Raw genomic sequence first — 911 nt, forward strand, 5'->3', positions numbered from 1 at the left:
CCGGCAAACAACGCCACGAACACCACCAGCCAGCCGATCTCGGTCGCCACAGCCGGCAGTTCCGCGCTCTTCAGCATGACGGCGCGGGTGATGCGCAAGAAATGCGTCAGCGGAAAGATCTCGCCAAGGATCTGCGCCCAGCCCGGCATGCCGCGATAGGGGAACATGAAGCCCGACAGCATGATCGAGGGCAGGAAGAAGAAGAAGGTGAGCTGCAGCGCCTGCATCTGCGTGCGCGCGATCGTCGAAATCGTGTAGCCGAGCAGCACCAGCGCCAGCACGAAAACCAGCACCGCCGAGAGCAGGAGCGACAGCGATCCCATGAAGGGAATGGAAAACAGGAGCTTCGCCGCTGCCAGCACCACCACCACCTGCACCGCGCCGACCACCAGGTAAGGCAGCACCTTGCCCAGCATGATCTCGAGCGGGCTGGACGGCATGGCCAAAAGGTTTTCCATCGTGCCGCGCTCGGTCTCGCGCGTCAGCGCGATCGAGGTCATCATCACCATGGTCATCTGCAGGATGACGCCGAGCAGGCCGGGAACGATGTTGTATTGCGAGATGCCTTCCGGATTGTAGCGCCGGTGCACGACGACATCGAGCTGGCCGCGCGCCGCCTCCTTCGCCGCTTCCTGCATGCCTTGCGCTCTCAGCAGCGCTTGGCCGGCGACGGTGCTCAGCGTCGAGATGGCACCGCTCGCCACCGCCGGATCGGTGGCGTCCGCCTCGATCAGGATCTGCGGATTGTCGCCGCGCTCCACCCGTCGCGCGAAATCGGCCGGGATGGTGACGACGAAGGCGACATCGCCGCGCGACATCAGGAACTCGGCTTGCGACGCACTTTGCGCCACATGGTCGAAGCGATAGTAGCCGGTGGTCTGCAGCGCCGAGACCATCGCCCGCGTGTAGGG

At 64.8% G+C, this 911-nt stretch carries 1 protein-coding gene; it reads right to left on the reverse strand.

The annotated features are described in order from the left end of the window. A partial coding sequence (locus EOA60_RS35020; RefSeq protein ID WP_164899871.1) for an ABC transporter permease occupies positions 1 to 911 on the reverse strand: 911 nt, incomplete at both ends.

This window comes from Mesorhizobium sp. M1A.F.Ca.IN.020.06.1.1 (genome assembly GCF_004023265.1).
Classification (GTDB): domain Bacteria; phylum Pseudomonadota; class Alphaproteobacteria; order Rhizobiales; family Rhizobiaceae; genus Mesorhizobium.